This is a genomic window from Pseudomonas sp. B3G-3, assembly GCF_028640915.1.
Taxonomy (GTDB): Bacteria; Pseudomonadota; Gammaproteobacteria; order Pseudomonadales; family Pseudomonadaceae; genus Aquipseudomonas; species Aquipseudomonas chlororaphis_I.
The window spans coordinates 52,008-68,016 of sequence record NZ_JAQZAB010000067.1; the positions used below are offsets into that span (position 1 = coordinate 52,008).

General features: G+C 65.0%; 9 protein-coding genes. All 9 read left to right on the forward strand.

The features are described from left to right. The first annotated feature begins 183 nt into the window (after positions 1-183). Positions 184-1,548 carry an APC family permease gene (locus tag PVZ80_RS06560; RefSeq protein ID WP_273863561.1) on the forward strand — a complete coding sequence of 455 codons (1,365 nt, stop codon included), beginning with the start codon at positions 184-186 and terminating at the stop codon, positions 1,546-1,548. Between the two features lie 9 nt (positions 1,549-1,557). Further along, complete coding sequence (locus PVZ80_RS06565) at positions 1,558-2,658, forward strand: DmpA family aminopeptidase (protein WP_273863562.1); 1,101 nt, start codon at positions 1,558-1,560, stop codon at positions 2,656-2,658. Between the two features lie 299 nt (positions 2,659-2,957). Continuing rightward, on the forward strand, positions 2,958-4,406 hold the full coding sequence (locus PVZ80_RS06570; protein WP_016705117.1) for a serralysin family metalloprotease: 1,449 nt from the start codon (positions 2,958-2,960) through the stop codon (positions 4,404-4,406). Between the two features lie 105 nt (positions 4,407-4,511). After that, positions 4,512-4,895, forward strand: a complete 384-nt coding sequence (locus PVZ80_RS06575; protein WP_009049219.1) for an AprI/Inh family metalloprotease inhibitor — start codon at positions 4,512-4,514, stop codon at positions 4,893-4,895. Between the two features lie 238 nt (positions 4,896-5,133). Beyond that, complete coding sequence (locus PVZ80_RS06580) at positions 5,134-6,960, forward strand: type I secretion system permease/ATPase (protein ID WP_273863563.1); 1,827 nt, start codon at positions 5,134-5,136, stop codon at positions 6,958-6,960. Between the two features lie 14 nt (positions 6,961-6,974). Beyond that, on the forward strand, positions 6,975-8,291 hold the full coding sequence (locus PVZ80_RS06585) for an HlyD family type I secretion periplasmic adaptor subunit (RefSeq protein WP_009049217.1): 1,317 nt from the start codon (positions 6,975-6,977) through the stop codon (positions 8,289-8,291). A gap of 2 nt (positions 8,292-8,293) precedes the next feature. Beyond that, entirely contained in the window at positions 8,294-9,649 is a 1,356-nt protein-coding gene (locus PVZ80_RS06590; RefSeq protein WP_009049216.1) for a TolC family outer membrane protein, read from the forward strand. Between the two features lie 73 nt (positions 9,650-9,722). Next, positions 9,723-12,710 (forward strand): autotransporter serine peptidase EprS, encoded by a 2,988-nt coding sequence (gene eprS, locus PVZ80_RS06595; RefSeq protein ID WP_273863564.1) that lies wholly within the window; start codon positions 9,723-9,725, stop codon positions 12,708-12,710. Positions 12,711-12,906: 196 nt separating this feature from the next. Then, entirely contained in the window at positions 12,907-15,990 is a 3,084-nt protein-coding gene (locus tag PVZ80_RS06600; RefSeq protein ID WP_273863565.1) for an autotransporter serine protease, read from the forward strand. The last annotated feature ends 19 nt before the right edge of the window (positions 15,991-16,009 follow it).

Consider the following 16,009-nt stretch of genomic DNA (forward strand, 5'->3'; position numbering starts at 1 on the left):
CGCCAGCTGGAAGCACGGTTTCGGCGATTTGCCCGGCCACGTCAAGGGGGAGTACTCCAATAGGGGAATTGGCCCTGTACCCCCGGCTACCTAAAGTGGCCTCCATCAAGTGCGACCCAGAGCGCATCCGCCTGACATTCTTCGTTTCTGCCTCAGACCAAAAATAACCACGAGGATAACGACATGAGCTCTCCCTGTGCGCCGCAAGGCGCCCTGAAACCCACGCTGAGCGTGTTCGATGTGGTGGCCATTACCGTGTCGGGCGTGACCCCGGCCAGTTCGGTCTTCGTCATCGCGCCGTTCGCCATTCACCAGGCCGGCAGCGGGGTGTTCCTGGCCTTTGTCATGGCCGGGCTGCTGGCCCTGATGTTCGCCTTCTGCTATGCCGAACTGGGCCGCGCCCACAACAGCGCCGGCGGCGAGTACGTGTACGCCAAGCGGGTGTTCGGCGGCATGGCCGGTTACGCGACCTTTCTCACGGTGCTGGTGATGTTGCTGTTCATTCCGCCGGTGCTGGCCACCGGCGCGGCGACTTACCTGAACAACGCCCTGGGCACGCGTTTCGATTCGCAGACTGTGGCCCTGGTGATCGTGGTCTGTAGCTATGCGCTGGGCATCCTCAATATCAAGCTCAACGCCTGGATCACCGGAACCTGCCTGCTGCTGGAGATTGCCGCGCTGCTGGTGATCGTGTTCCTGGGCTTCGGCAACGCCTCGCAGCCGGCGAGCATCCTGCTGCAACCGCAGATCGTCGAGAACGGCGTGCTGCACATGGCGCCCTGGGCCCTGGTGATCGGCGCGGTGGGTATCGGCCTGTTTTCCTACAACGGTTACGGCCCGGCGGTGCTGCTGGCCGAAGACATGAAATGCAAGGGGCAGGGCGTGCACAAGGCGGTGCTCTGGTCGCTGGTGCTGGTGGTGATCATCGAACTGGTGCCGCTGACCGCGCTGCTGATCGGCGCGCCGTCCCTCAGCGCCATGCTCGCCAGCCCCGATCCCATTGGCTACCTGCTCACCAGCCACGGCAACGAAACCCTGTCGCGGGTGGTCAGCGCCGGGATCTTCCTGTCGGTGTTCAATGCGATTGTCGCCATCGTGATCCAGATCGGCCGGGTGGTGTTCTCCAGCGGCCGCGATGCCTTGTGGACGCCGGGCATCAACCGCCTGTTCACGCGGATTCATCCGCGCTGGGACTCGCCATGGCTGGCCACGCTGTTCCTGGCCGTTCCCTCGGCGGTGCTCAGCTTCAGCTCGAACCTGGCCGACCTGACCTCGTTCAGCGTGCTGCTGATCATGCTGGTGTACCTGATCGTCGCCCTCAGCGCGCTGATGAGCAGGGTGCTGCTGCGCGATCGCGCCCACCCGTACCGCATGCCGATGTGGCCGTTACCGGCGCTGCTGGCGGTGATCGGCGCCGGTTATCTGTTGTTCAATCTGTTCCTGGACGCTTCGCTCAGGGACATCATGGTGATCGTCGGCCTGCTGGCGCTGTCGGTGATCCTGTATGGCACCAACGGCCGGTTCAGCCCGGCGTTCCAGAAACTCTAAGGAGAAGTCATGCGCGCACGTCAATTGGGGATCAGCCTGGGCCTGGGTACTCCCGGCCCCTTCAATGCCATCACCGATGTTCCGGGGGTACGGGTAGGCCACAGCACCCTCAGGACCACGATCGACGGCAAGCAGGTGCGTACCGGGGTGACCCTGATCCAGCCCCGCGAAGGCTTTGCCCGGCTGCAACCCTGTTTCGCCGGCTGCCATGTGCTCAACGGCAACGGCGATGCCACCGGGCTGGAGTGGATCCGCGAGGCGGGCCTGCTGACCACGCCGCTGGCCATCACCAACACCCACAGCGTCGGCGTGGTGCGCGATGCGCTGATCGCCGAGGAACACGCAAGCCTGGCGGACCCTTCGGAATACTGGTGCATGCCGGTGGTGATGGAGACCTACGACGGCCTGCTCAACGACATCTGGGGCCAGCATGTCGGCCCGCAGCAGGTCCGCGAGGCGCTGGCCAATGCCGAGTCCGGGCCGGTGCGCGAGGGCGCGGTGGGCGGCGGCACCGGCATGATCTGCCATGAGTTCAAGGGCGGGATCGGCACGGCTTCGCGCCGGGTGCCGGGGGAGCAGGGCGGCTACACGGTCGGCGCGCTGGTGCAGGCCAACCACGGCAAGCGCGAGGAGTTGCGGGTCGACGGTTATCCGGTGGGGCGGCAATTGACTGGCATTCCGTCGCCCTTCGCCCAGCGCGGTACGCCGGGCATGGGTTCGATCGTGGTGATCCTGGCCACCGATGCGCCCTTGTTGCCGCACCAGTGCCAGCGCCTGGCGCAGCGCGCGTCGATCGGTATCGCCCGCACCGGCGGCGGCACCGAGGATTCCAGCGGCGATATCTTCCTGGCCTTCGCCACCGGCAACCGCGACCTGCCGCCTTCTGCCTATGGGCGCGAGGGCGTGCCCTTCAGCACGCCCCTGGCGATGCTCAACAACGATTACATCTCGGCGCTGTTCAGCGCCGCCGCCGAAGCGGTGGAGGAGGCCATCGTCAACGCCTTGCTGGCCGGCGAACCGATGACCGCGGACAGTGGAGCAAGCGTTCCGGCACTGACCGGGGAAACCTTGTTGGAAGCCATGAAACTAACTGGATGGAACAAACTTTGATGAACTAAAAACTGCGACGTAGTCGGCAAAACTATCTGTACTGTTATTTAATATTTAAATTCGAGATTGTCGGACAATTATCAACGGGTATTGAGGCTTAAAGAATATTTCGACTCACCAGTCATTGTTTTCGGGAGTTTGCTGGAACAGCGAAAATCAGGCGTCAAAAAGTAGTGGACGCCTGATTTCAAATTGTGTCAGGTTGCTTACGCCCGGATAGGGCGAGTGATAGGACGATCTCGCCAGGGATTGTCGCTATCGGACAAAAACTGTTCCATTGATTACAAGGAAGTGTGTTTATGTCGAAAGTTAAATCGAAAGCTATTGTGACCGCCGAACAAGAACTCGTGCCTTTGGCCGCGGCAAGTTCGGCTTACAACCAGATCAATAGCTTCAGCCATCAGTATGACCGGGGCGGCAATCTGACGGTCAATGGCAAACCCTCCTACACGGTCGATCAAGCCGCTACCCAGATACTGCGCGACGGTGCTGCGTACCAGGACCTCAACGGCAGCGGCAAGATCGAACTGACCTATACCTTCCTGACCTCGGCGTCCTCGAGCACCATGTACAAACATGGCATCTCCGGGTTCAGCCAGTTCAGCGCCCAGCAGAAGGCCCAGGCCGTGCTGTCCATGCAGTCCTGGGCGGATGTGGCCAATGTCACCTTCACCGAAAAGGCTTCCGGTGGTGACGGTCACATGACCTTCGGCAACTACAGCGGCGGCCAGGACGGCGCGGCGGCCTTCGCCTACCTGCCGGGCACCGGTGCCGGCTACGACGGGACGTCCTGGTACCTGATCAACAGCAGCTACACCCAGAACAAGAACCCCGATCTGAACAACTACGGCCGGCAGACGCTGACCCACGAGATCGGTCACACCCTGGGCCTGGCTCACCCTGGCGACTACAACGCCGGGAATGGCAACCCGACCTATAACGACGCGACCTACGGACAGGACACGCGCGGTTACAGCGTCATGAGCTACTGGAGCGAAAGCAATACCAGCCAGAACTTCAGCAAGGCCGGCGTCGAAGCCTATTCGTCCGGCCCGCTGATGGACGATATCGCGGCGATCCAGAAGCTCTACGGGGCCAACACCACCACCCGTACCGGCGACACCACCTACGGCTTCAACTCCAACACCGGCCGCGACTTCCTCAGCGCGACCTCGTCGGCGGACAAGCTGGTGTTCTCGGTATGGGACGCGGGCGGCAAGGACACCCTGGACTTCTCCGGTTTTACCCAGAACCAGAAGATCAACCTCAATGAAACCTCGTTCTCCGACGTTGGCGGCCTGGTGGGCAACGTGTCCATTGCCAAGGGCGTCACCGTCGAGAACGCCATCGGCGGTTCCGGCAGCGATCTGCTGATCGGCAACAAGGTGGCCAACGAGCTCAAGGGCGGTGCCGGCAACGACATCCTCTACGGCGGTGGTGGGGCGGACAAACTCTGGGGTGGCTCGGGTGCCGATACCTTCGTCTTCGGTGCCAGCTCGGACTCCGCTCCGGGTGCCGCCGACCAGATCCTGGATTTTGTCAGCGGCCTGGACAAGATCGATCTGACCGGCATCACCAAGGGCGCCGGGCTGCACTTCGTGAACGCGTTCACCGGTAATGCCGGCGACGCGATCCTCAGCACCTCGGCTGGCAACAGCACCTTGTCGGTGGACTTCTCCGGGCACGGCGTGGCGGACTTCCTGGTCAGCACCGTCGGCCAGGCGGCCTACACCGACATCGTCGCCTGAGTCATTGCGGTAAAGTAAAGGAAGGAGGGTGGCGCCCAGGCGTCGCCCTCCGACCTTGCATTGACTGGCGAACTGCCTGAGGCTGTGCCCCGGAGTGACCCCCTTATGATTCGAACTGCCTTGATCGCTAAGGCCGGCGCGTACCTGATCGCGACGCTGATGATGTTTTATGGAGAGACAAGCATGGCAAGCAGCCTGAGATTGGCGGACCCCGCGGAACTGGCCGGACACTGGCAACTGTCGCAGCCGGCACAACCTGCCAGCCACTGTGCCCTGGACCTTGAGCTGAACGGCACCCTGGGCGCCGGCGCCGAGTGTTTTTCCGCCTGGCTGGGCGATTCGGCCATCGGCTGGTTTCCCGAGCCGGACGGTATTGCCGTGACCGGCAAAGAGGGCTCGAAGATCATCTTTTTAAGTCGCCAGAAAGAAGGCTTATATCAAGGCACTTTGAAATCAGGCATAACGATTATATTGCAGCGAGCCCCCTGAACAATCGCGGCTGTATGCATCTTTAAATGTATCTGTATGGATAAGCGTATAAGGCAGTGCCATATACGCGATGTCCTTCGTTCGATTAAAGACAACTAAATAACTAGAACTCCGTTTCGTCTGGCGGTAGAGTCCTTTCGCCTGTCCGCCACAATAATCCAATAATGTCCCGACTCAAGTACGGGCGGTTTATTTGTCCTGCGCCCCTGGCACGGGATATACAGCTCAGGAAAGACCAATGAAGATGGCGAAGACCACTGCACCGCTGTTCAAGGCACTGGGCGATTACAAAGGCATTCTGATCAGCGTCGGGTGTTTCACCGCCCTGATCAACGTGCTGATGCTGGTCCCCTCGATCTACATGCTCCAGGTCTACGACCGGGTACTTTCCTCGCAGAACGAAACCACCCTGGCGATGCTGTCGCTGATGGTGGTCGGGTTCTTCGCGTTCATCGGCCTGCTGGAGGTGGTGCGCAGCTTCATCGTCATCCGCATCGGCAGCCAGCTGGAGCGGCGTTTCAACCTGCGGGTCTACCAGGCGGCGTTCGAGCGCAACCTGTTTCGCGGCGAAGGGCATGCCGGGCAGTCCTTGGGCGATCTGACCCATATCCGCCAGTTCGTCACCGGACCTGCGTTGTTCGCCTTCTTCGACGCGCCCTGGTTCCCCGTCTACCTGTTCGTGATCTTCCTGTTCAATACCTGGTTGGGGGTGTTCGCCACTGCGGGCGCGGTCTTGCTGATCGCCCTGGCGTACCTCAACGAGGCCATGACCAAGAAGCCCTTGGGCGAGGCCAGCGGCTATTCGCAGAAGTCCACGCAACTGGCCACCAGCCACCTGCATAACGCCGAGACCATCCAGGCCATGGGCATGCTCGGCGCGCTGCGCAAGCGCTGGTTCGAGGTGCATTCGCGCTTTCTCGGCCTGCAGAACCAGGCCAGCGACACCGGCGCGGTCATCAGCTCGCTGAGCAAGACCCTGCGCCTGTGCCTGCAATCGCTGGTGCTGGGCCTGGGCGCCTTGCTGGTGATCAAGGGCGACATGACCGCCGGCATGATGATCGCCGGCTCGATCCTGATGGGCCGGGTGCTGAGCCCGATCGACCAGTTGATCGCCGTGTGGAAGCAGTGGAGTTCCGCCAAGCTGGCCTACCAGCGCCTGGACTCGCTGCTGCAGGCCTTTCCGCCGAGCGACACGGCGATGTCGTTGCCCGCGCCCAAGGGCCAGGTGAGTTTCGAACAGGTCAGCGCCGGCCCGCCAGGCAAGCGCATGGCGACCTTGCAGCAGGTCAGTTTCAACCTCGGAGCGGGGGAGGTGCTGGGGGTGCTCGGCGCTTCCGGTTCCGGCAAATCCACACTGGCCCGGGTGCTGGTGGGCGTATGGCCGACCCTGGCCGGCACGGTGCGCCTGGACGGCGCCGATATCCATCGCTGGAACCGCAACGAACTGGGGCCCTACATCGGTTACCTGCCCCAGGACATCGAGCTGTTTTCCGGGAGCATCGCCGAGAACATCGCGCGCTTTCAGGAGGCCGACCCGCAGAAGGTGGTGCAGGCCGCGCAACAGGCGGGCGTGCACGAACTGATCCTGCGCCTGCCCCAGGGCTACGACACCTTGCTGGGCGATGACGGCAGCGGCCTGTCCGGCGGCCAGAAGCAGCGCGTGGCCCTGGCCCGGGCGCTGTATGGCCAGCCGCGGCTGGTGGTGCTCGACGAACCGAACTCCAACCTCGACACCGTGGGCGAAAGCGCCCTGGCGTCCGCCATCGCGCAGATGAAGGCCCAGGGCACCAGCGTGATCCTGGTGACCCATCGTTCCTCGGCGCTGGCCCAGGCCGACAAGCTGCTGGTGCTCAACGAAGGGTGCCTGCAGGCCTTCGGCCCGAGCCAGGAGGTGCTCAAGGCGCTGTCCAGCGGTGCCCAGGCTCAGGCACAAAATCAACACCAGGCCCAGCCCCAGGAACAGCAGCAGCAGCAGCAGCGGGAAAAAACCTCGGCCCCGACGGCCCCGGGCGGCTTGAGCATGAGCCGCCAGTATCAGGCCCCGACACGGAACCCAGGCGCATGAGCAAGGACAGCGAAATGATGATCGAACAAGGTTATGCGCCGGAACGTCCCGAGCGCGATGCGCGGTTTTTCGCGCGTATGGGTTGGGTGCTGGCGTTGGCCGGCGCCGGCAGCTTTTTTCTCTGGGCGGCCCTGGCGCCGCTGGACCAGGGCATCCCGGTGCAAGGCACGGTGGTGGTCTCGGGCAAGCGCAAGGCCGTGCAATCCATGAGCGGTGGCGTGGTCAGCCGGATCCTGGTGCGTGAAGGCGAGGCGGTGAAGCAGGGCCAGCCGCTGTTCCGCCTGGACCAGACCCAGGTCGAGGCCGATGTGCAGTCGCTGCAAGCGCAGTACCGCATGGCCTGGGCCAGCCTGGCACGCTGGCAGAGCGAGCGCGACAACCTCAAGCAGGTGAACTTTCCTGAGGCCCTGAGCGCCGATCCCGATCCACGCCTGGCCCTGGTCCTGGAAGGCCAGCGGCAACTGTTCAGCAGCCGGCGCGAGGCTTTCGCCCGCGAGCAGGCGGGGATCCGCGCCAGTATCGAAGGCGCCACCGCGCAACTGGCGGGGATGCGCCGGGCGCGCACCGACCTCAACAACCAGGCTGAGTCCCTGCGCCAGCAGTTGGCCAACTTGCAGCCCCTGGCGGACAACGGCTATATCCCGCGCAACCGCTTGATGGAGTACCAGCGCCAACTGTCCCAGGTGCAGCAGGAACTGGCGCAGAACACCGGCGAAAGCGGGCGGGTGGAGCAGGGCATTCTCGAATCGCGGCTCAAGCTGCAGCAGCACAGCGAGGAGTACCAGAAGGAAGTGCGCAGCCAGCTGGCCGACGCCCAACTGAAAAGCCTGACCCTGGAACAGCAACTGACCTCGGCCGGTTTCGACCTGCAACACAGCGAAATCCTCGCCCCGGCCGACGGCATTGCGGTCAACCTCGGGGTGCACACCGAAGGCGCCGTGGTCCGCCCCGGGGAAAACCTGCTGGAGATCGTGCCCCAGGGCACGCGCCTGGAAGTGGAAGGGCACCTGCCGGTGAACCTGATCGACAAGGTCGGCAGCCACTTGCCGGTGGACATCCTGTTCACCGCCTTCAACCAGAGCCGCACGCCGCGGGTGTCCGGCGAGGTCAGCCTGATCTCCGCCGACCAGATGGTCGATGAAAAGACTGGGGTGCCTTATTACGTGCTGCGCAGCAGCGTCAGCGACCAGGCCATGGAAAAGCTCAACGGCCTGGTGATCAAGCCGGGCATGCCGGCGGAGATGTTCGTCCGCACCGGCGAGCGCTCGCTGCTCAATTACCTGTTCAAACCCCTGCTCGACCGGGCGGGTTCCGCATTGACCGAGGAATAAGGATGTTCCGTCGCATGAGTCAGCTTTCCATCTTCGGAGCTACAGTCGCTTTGCTGGTATGCACCAACGCCCAGGCCATGGGGCCGTTCCAGGTCTACGAACAGGCCCTGCGCAACGACCCGGTGTTCCTCGGGGCGATCAAGGAGCGCGATGCCGGCCTGGAAAACCGCATCATCGGTCGCGCCGGGCTGCTGCCGAAACTCAACTACAGCTACAACAAGGGCCGCAACAACTCCGAGGCCACCGTGCCCGACGGCCGCGGCGGCACCAGCCACGATGACCGCAACTACGACAGCTACGGCTCGACCTTCACCCTGCAACAGCCGCTGATCGACTACGAGGCCTATGCCTCCTACCGCAAGGGCGTGGCCCAGGCGCTGTTCGCCGACGAGAACTTTCGCGGCAAGAGCCAGGAGCTGCTGGTACGGGTGCTGACCTTTTACACCCAGGCGCTGTTCGCCCAGGATCAGATCGAGATCGCCCAGGCCAAGAAGAAGGCCTTCGAACAGCAGTTCCAGCAGAACGAGCACATGTTTCGCCAGGGCGAGGGCACCCGCACCGACATCCTCGAAGCGGAATCGCGCTACGAGCTGGCCACCGCCGAGGAGATCGAGGCCCGCGACGAGCAGGACGCGGCGCTGCGCGAGCTGGGGGCGTTGATCGGCGTGCCGACCGTGGACATCCGCGACCTCGACCCGCTGCGCGACCGTTTCGAGTCCTTCACCCTGTCGCCGGCCAACTACGACGCCTGGCATGAACTTGCGATCAGCAACAACCCGAACCTGGCCTCCCAGCGCCACGCCGTGGAAGTGGCGCGTTACGAGATCGAGCGCAACCGCGCCGGCCACCTGCCGCGGCTCAGTGCCTATGCCACCTCGCGCCGGGTCGAGTCGGAAAGCGGCAACACCTACAACCAGCGCTACGACACCAACACCATCGGCATCGAAATCAGCATGCCGCTGTACGCCGGTGGCGGGGTCTCGGCGGCCACCCGCCAGGCCAGCCGGACCATGGAGCAGGCCGAGTACGAGCTGGATTCGCAGACCCGCACCACCCTGATCGAGCTGCGGCGCCAGTTCAGCGCCTGCCTGTCCGGGGTCAGCAAGCTGCGCGCTTATCAGAAGGCGCTGACCTCGGCCGAGGCCCTGGTGATCTCGACCAAGCAGAGCATCCTCGGCGGCGAACGGGTCAACCTCGATGCGCTGAACGCCGAGCAACAGCTGTACACCACACGCCGCGACCTGGCGCAGGCCCGTTACGACTATTTGATGGCCTGGACCAAGTTGCACTACTACGCAGGCACCCTGCGTGAAGATGACCTGGCCCGGGTCGACGAAGCCTTCAGGCCCGGCTCATGAACTGACAAACAAGGCGGCCGAGGGCGGCCCGACCTGACATTTTCGACAAAAACAAAAAACGAGAAGTCATCACATGGATAGACGCTTTTATCAGCTCAAGGCGCTGAGTCGCCGCTCGTTGCTGGCCTGTTCCACGCTATCGGCGGTGGCACTGCCCGGCATGGTCCAGGCGCAGTACCAGGAAACCGGCCAGTTGGGGGTGCCGGCCAGCTGGCAATCGGCCGAATACACCCAGGACTGGGGCCTGGAACGCATGCGCGCCAGCTCCGCCTATGCCGCCGGCATCACCGGCAGCGGGGTGAAGATCGGCGCCCTCGACTCGGGCTTCGACGCCAGCCACGGCGAAGCATCGCCCGAGCGCTTCCACGGGGTCACCGCCAGCGGCACTTATGTCGATGGCTCGCCGTTCAGCGTCTTCGGGGGGCTCAACGGCAACAACGACAGCCATGGCACCCATGTCACCGGCACCATGGGCGCGGCCCGCGATGGCGTTGGCATGCACGGCGTGGCCTTCAATGCCCAGGTCTACGTGGGCAACACCAACAAGAACGACAGCTTTCTGTTCGGCCCGACCCCGGACCCGCAGTATTTCAAGGCGGTGTACGGGGCCCTGGCGGATGCCGGGGTGCGCGCCATCAACAACAGCTGGGGCAGCCAGCCGCCGGGTGTCAGCTACCAGACCCTGGGCGACCTGCACGCCGCCTATGCCCAGCACTATGGCCAGGGCACCTGGCTGGACGCGGCCGCCGATATATCGCGCCAGGGCGTGATCAATGTGTTCAGCGCCGGCAACAGCGGTTACGCCAACGCCAGCGTGCGCGCGGCGCTGCCGTACTTCCAGCCGGAGCTGGAAGGCCACTGGCTGGCGGTGTCCGGCCTGGATGCGAATAACCAGCAGCGCTACAACCAGTGCGGCATCGCCAAGTACTGGTGCGTGGCCGCGCCCGGGCGGTTGATCTCCAGCACCGTGCCGGGCGGCGGTTACGCCACCAAGTCCGGCACCTCGATGGCCGCGCCCCATGCCACGGGCGCGCTGGCCCTGGTGATGGAGCGTTATCCCTACATGAATAACCAGCAGGCCCTGGAGGTGCTGCTGACCACCGCCACCCAGCTGGACGGTTCGATCACCGAGGCGCCCACCCGCCTGGTCGGCTGGGGCGTGCCCAACCTGGAGCGGGCCATGCGCGGCCCCGGGCAGTTGCTGGGGGCGTTCGACGCCAACCTGGGCGCCGGGCAGGGCGATGTCTGGAGCAACGACATCTCGGACAAGGCGCTGCTGCAGCGTCAAAGCGAAGACGCCGCCGAGCACGCGGCCTGGCAACAGACCCTGAAGGACAAGGGCTGGGAAAACGGCCTCGGCGCCGGCGCCAGCCAGCAGGACAAGACCGACTACGCCGTCGGCATGGCCCGCGACGCGGCCGCGGCGCAGCGGGTGTACGAGGGCAGCCTGGTCAAGTCCGGCGCCGGCTGGCTGGTGCTCAGCGGCAACAACAGCTATCGCGGGGCGACTACGGTCAATGGCGGTTTGCTGACGGTCAATGGCTCGCTGGCCTCCAGCGTTACGGTCAATGACGGCGGCACCCTTGGCGGTTCCGGCCGCATCGGCGCGTTGCTGGCCAACAGCGGCGCCACGGTGGCCCCGGGCAACTCCATCGGTACCTTGCAGGTGGCGGGGGACGTGACCTTCCAGCCGGGCTCGACCTATGCCGTGGAGCTGTCGCCCACCAGCAGCGACCGCATCGTCGCCGGCGGCAAGGCCACCCTCAACGGCGCCGGGGTCACCCTGGCCCTGGAAAACAGCCCGCAGCTGCTCAGCCTGGAACAGACGCAAAGCCTGATCGGCAGCCAGTACCAGATCCTCCAGGCGGCGAACGGGATCGACGGGCGCTTCGGCTCGGTGGAGCCGAACTACCTGTTCCTCGGTGGCAGCCTCGATTATTCCGCCAGTGGCGTGCAACTGAGCATCGGGCGTAACGCCACCTCGTTCGCCAGTGTCGGCCTGACCCCGAACCAGCGCTCGGTGGCGGCCGCCGCCGAGCAGCTGGGGGCGGGCAACCCGGTGTATGAAAGCCTGCTGCGCTCGCCGAGCGCCGGTGTGGCGCAACAGGCGTTCCAGCAACTGTCCGGGGAAATCTACCCGGCGCTGGGCTCGATGCTGCTCAACGACAGCCGTCAGCTGCGCGAGGCAGTTGGCGAGCGTCTGCAGGTACCGGGCGCGGTGGTGCAGAGCGAGGGCAACCTCTGGCTCAAGGTGCTGGGCGCCTGGGGCAAGAACGACGGCGACCACTACACCGAGGGCTACAACACGTCCATCGGCGGGTTGCTGCTGGGGGCCGACGGCGCACTCAGCGACAGCACGCGCCTGGGCGCCTTCGCCGGCTACAGCGACAGCTCCCTGAGCATGGGCGGCGGTACCCATTCCAAGGCCTCCGTGGACAGCTATCACCTGGGCACCTACCTCGGCCACGAGCTGGGCGCCTGGCGCCTGAGCGCGGGCGCGGCCCACAGCTGGCATCGCGCCGACGTCAAGCGCGACCTGCAGTTCGGCGAAGTCAGCGGCAAGCAGAAAGCCAAGGTCGATGCCCGCACCAGCCAGGTCTTCGGCGAAGCGGCTTATCGCCTGGACCTGCCGGCGCTGGCCCTGGAACCCTTCGCCAACCTGGCCTACGTGCACCTGCACCGCGACAGCTTCAGCGAGAAGGGCGATGCCGCCGCGTTGAAAGGCGGCAGCGACAGCCGCGAAGCCGCACTCAGCACCCTCGGCCTGCGTGCCCTGAAAAGCCTCGAACTGTCCGGGCAAACCCGCCTGGACCTTTCCGGCTCCCTGGGCTGGCAGCACAACCTGAGCAACACCCGGGCCGAAGAGCACCTGGCCTTTGCGTCCGGTGGCACGCCGTTCAGCGTCGAAAGCACCTCGCTGCCGCGCAATGCCGCGCTGGTCGGCGCCCATGCCGGCCTGGCGTTGAGTCGCGACCTGCGCCTGAGCCTGGACTACAACGGCCAGCTGGCCAGCCGCGAGAAGAACCACGGGGCAGGGCTGAGCCTGAACTGGCAGTTCTGACCCGGCTTTTGACACCGCCGTGCTGACGCAAGGTCGCGTCGGCACGGCACAGCAGCTATCGGCACAGCACGGCTCGCCGTTGGCGGGCCGGCTGTTCGGTAAAACCAGCCGCGTCGGGTCTGGCGCGGTGTTTCTATCAAGGTAATTGTTTCTAGCAAGGCAACTATTTCCAGCAAGGCAACTAAGGAAGGTACCGATGAAATACAGCTTTACGGGGGCTGCTCCGGCAGCCAACAGCCTGGTGCGCGCCTCCTGCGGCGCTTTGATCTGTGGCCTGGCCGTGGCGGGTGGCGCCCAGGCCGCGCCTTATGTGGAAGGCGGCAAGCCGGGCGATCCCGGCAGTTGGCGCAGTGCCGAGTTCAATGCCGAATGGGGGCTGGGGGCGATCCACGCCGAGCAGGCGTATGCCGCCGGTTATACCGGCAAGGGCGTCAAGCTGGGGATCTTCGACCAGCCGGTGTATGCCCAGCACCCGGAATTCAGCGGCAACAACAAGGTGATCACCCTGGTCACCAGCGGCATCCGCGAATACACCGACCCCTACATTCCGGTCAAAGCCGGCGATGCCTTCCGTTATGACGGCACGCCTTCGGTGGGTTCCGACGGCAAGCTCGGCTCCCACGGCACCCACGTCGGCGGGATCGCCGCTGGCAGCCGCGACGGCGGGCCGATGCATGGCGTGGCCTTCGACGCGCAGATCATCAGCGCCGAGAACGGCGACCCGGGCCCCGAGGACGGGATCATTCTCGGCAACGACGGCGCGGTCTACCGAGCCGGCTGGGACGCCCTGGTGAACAGCGGCGCGCGGATCATCAACAACAGCTGGGGCATCGGCATCACCGATCGCTTCGACCAGGGCGGTCGCGACCCGGCCTTCCCGCACTTCACCGTGCAGGACGCCCAGTTGCAGTTCGACCAGATCCAGCCGCTGCTGGGCACCCGCCAGGGTGGCGCCTACAGCGGGGCGATCGACGCCGCTCGCGGTGGCGTGCTGACCATCTTCGCCGCCGGTAACGACTACAACCTGAACAACCCGGACGCCATCGCCGGCCTGGCCTATTTCGTGCCGGAAATCGCGCCGAACTGGATGACGGTAGCGGCCTTGCAGGTGAACCCGGACACCGCCAGCCCCAATCCCTACACCCTCAGCACCTTCTCCTCGCGCTGCGGCTACACCGCGAGCTTCTGTGTCTCGGCGCCGGGTACGCGGGTCTACAGTGCGGTGATCGGCGGCACCAACCTCGACGACATGACCATTGGCTACGCCAACAAGAGCGGCACCTCCATGGCCGCGCCCCATGTGGCGGGCGCGGCGGCGGTGCTAATGGAGCGCTTTCCGTACATGAGCGCTTCGCAGATCGCCACGGTGCTGAGGACCACCGCCACCGACATGGGCGATCCGGGCATCGACGCGCTGTACGGCTGGGGCATGATCAACCTGCAAAAGGGCATCGACGGCCCGGGCATGTTCGTCACCGAAGCGGACATTCCCCAGGAGTTCCGGGTCGAAGGCGCCTATGGCTCCGGCCAGTTCGTCGTCGATCTGCCCGGCATCGGCGCCGTGGTGGATGCCGGCAAACCCACCGAGCGCCTGTGCACTGGCCTGTCTTGCGGGCTGGATGTCTGGCGCAACGACATTTCCGGCCACGGCGGCCTGACCAAGCAGGGCATCGGCACCCTGGTGCTGACCGGCAACAACAGCTACAGCGGCCCGACCCTGGTCAATCAGGGACGCCTGGCCATCAATGGTTCGCTGGCGTCTGCCGTGACGGTCAATGACAGCGGCATCCTCGGTGGCAACGGGCGCATCGCCGCGCTGACCGCCAACCGCGGCGGTACCGTGGCGCCGGGCAACTCCATCGGCACCTTGCAGGTGGCGGGCGACGTGATCCTGCAACCGGGTTCGACCTACGCGGTGGAGCTGTCGCCGACCAGCAGCGACCAGATAGTCGCCGGCGGCAAGGCCACTGTGGAAGGAGCCAACGTGACCCTGGCCCTGGAGAACAGCCCGACCCTGCTCAGCGCCCGCGAGGCGCAAAGCCTGCTGGGCCGCCAATACAACATCCTGCAGGCGGCCGGTGGCGTCGAAGGCCGTTTCGGTTCGGTGGCGCCGAACTACCTGTTCATTGGTGGCAGCCTCGATTACTCGGCCACCGGCGTGCAGTTGCAGGTCGCGCGTAACGCGACGTCCTTCAGCGATGTCGGCCTGACCCCGAACCAGCGCTCCGTGGCGGCCGCCGCCGAGCAACTGGGGGCGGGCAATCCGGTGTATGAAAGCCTGCTGCTGTCGGAAAACGCCGCCAGCGCGCAACAGGCCTTCCAGCAATTGACCGGGGAGATCCATCCGGCCATCGGCACGCTGCTGATCAACGACAGCCGCCAGTTGCGCGATGCGGTGGGCGACCGTCTGCGTCAGGACGGCCTGCTCGATTCGTCGGCGCCCGCGGCCAGCGACAACAACGTGTGGTTCAAGGTGCTGGGGGCCTGGGGCAAGTCCGACGGCGGTTATGACCATGCCAACTACACCAGCTCGATCGGCGGCCTGCTCGCCGGGGTCGATGGCTTGATCGCCGAGGACACCCGTCTCGGCCTGTTCACCGGCTACAGCGACAGTTCCCTGAGCATGGGCGATGGCACCCATTCCTCGGCCTCGGTGGACAGCTATCACCTGGGTGCCTACCTGGGCCACCAGCTGGATGCCGTGCGCCTGAGCGTCGGCGGTTCCTACAGCTGGCATCGCATCGATGTGAAGCGCGACCTGCAATACGGCGAGTTCTCCGACCGGCAGAAGGTCAAGCGTGACGCCCAGACCGCCCAGCTGTTCACCGAAGCGGCGTGGCAAGTCGCGTTGCCAGGCGTGGCCCTGGAGCCCTTCGTCAATCTGGCCTACGTGCATGTGGGCAGCGACAGCTTCCGCGAAAAAGGCGGGGCCACCGCCCTGCGCAGTGGCGATGACAACCGCGACGCGGTGCTCTCGACCCTCGGCCTGCGGGCCAGCAAACGCTTCGCCCTGTCCGATGCCCGGCAGCTGGAACTGGCCGGCACCCTCGGCTGGCAGCACAACCTGAGCGACACCAGCTCGGATCAGCACCTGGCTTTTGCCAATGGTGGTTCGTTCAACATACAGAGCGTTGCGCTGGATCGTAACGCCGCTGTGGTCGGGGCTCGCGCCGGCCTGTTGCTGGGGCGCGATACCCGGGTAAACCTGGACTACAACGGCCTGCTGGGTTCTCGGGACAAGAGTCACGGGGTCGGCCTGACCCTCGACTGGCAGTTCTGAGGCCTGCGGGCCAATGACT

What these genes read in the sequence shown, in the direction of transcription:
- PVZ80_RS06560 (WP_273863561.1), top strand. Translation starts at nt 184, where the DNA reads ATGAGCTCTCCCTGTGCGCCGCAAGGCGCCCTGAAACCCACGCTGAGC.
- PVZ80_RS06565 (WP_273863562.1), top strand. Translation starts at nt 1,558, where the DNA reads ATGCGCGCACGTCAATTGGGGATCAGCCTGGGCCTGGGTACTCCCGGC.
- PVZ80_RS06570 (WP_016705117.1), top strand. Translation starts at nt 2,958, where the DNA reads ATGTCGAAAGTTAAATCGAAAGCTATTGTGACCGCCGAACAAGAACTC.
- PVZ80_RS06575 (WP_009049219.1), top strand. Translation starts at nt 4,512, where the DNA reads ATGATTCGAACTGCCTTGATCGCTAAGGCCGGCGCGTACCTGATCGCG.
- PVZ80_RS06580 (WP_273863563.1), top strand. Translation starts at nt 5,134, where the DNA reads ATGAAGATGGCGAAGACCACTGCACCGCTGTTCAAGGCACTGGGCGAT.
- PVZ80_RS06585 (WP_009049217.1), top strand. Translation starts at nt 6,975, where the DNA reads ATGATGATCGAACAAGGTTATGCGCCGGAACGTCCCGAGCGCGATGCG.
- PVZ80_RS06590 (WP_009049216.1), top strand. Translation starts at nt 8,294, where the DNA reads ATGTTCCGTCGCATGAGTCAGCTTTCCATCTTCGGAGCTACAGTCGCT.
- eprS (WP_273863564.1), top strand. Translation starts at nt 9,723, where the DNA reads ATGGATAGACGCTTTTATCAGCTCAAGGCGCTGAGTCGCCGCTCGTTG.
- PVZ80_RS06600 (WP_273863565.1), top strand. Translation starts at nt 12,907, where the DNA reads ATGAAATACAGCTTTACGGGGGCTGCTCCGGCAGCCAACAGCCTGGTG.